This is a genomic window from Anabaena sp. CCY 9402-a (assembly GCF_963920945.1).
GTDB lineage: Bacteria > Cyanobacteriota > Cyanobacteriia > Cyanobacteriales > Nostocaceae > Trichormus > Trichormus minutissimus.
Window position 1 is genome coordinate 1 of sequence record NZ_CAWUDL010000219.1, and the last position, 469, is coordinate 469.

At 37.5% G+C, this 469-nt stretch carries 1 protein-coding gene; it reads right to left on the reverse strand.

Annotation, left to right across the window (positions count from 1 at the left end; genetic code table 11):
• Positions 1-234, reverse strand: a 234-nt coding sequence (locus ACM0OR_RS28380) for a hypothetical protein (protein ID WP_414579739.1), incomplete at its 3' end; no start/stop codon positions are given.
• Positions 235-469 lie beyond the last annotated feature (235 nt).

Below are 469 nucleotides of genomic sequence, written 5' to 3' on the forward strand. Positions count from 1 at the left end.
GTTCCGAAATTTCATATCACTCATCAGCTTGCTAGCCTTAACTGAACCGTATTGCGTTATAACTCCCGGTTCGCCCATTTTTTTGGGAGTTAGGAAAAGTAGATACTCAAAACTATACCGAAAGGCATATTTCCAAAAAGACTTGATTAGATATGTGTTCGCAATTATGGCTAACGGCGACCAAGTACATCGGGTATATTTAGATGAGTTGGGAGATATCCGTTCTTTACCCATTTTTCCCCTCTTTGCAAAAAACTGGGATGCTCCCACCAGAACGATGAGTTTATTAAAGGTAAGTCTACTGATGAATTAATTTATCAATTAACATTCTGAAGTTACTTACTCTCAATTCTATATTTAGTGCATAAACAGTTGAAGTCATACATATCAAGTTTATGTAAAGACGGTAAATTGCTGGAGTTTAGACTAAGCAATGCAAGATAACACAGCAGGGCTGAGTGAATCGGAG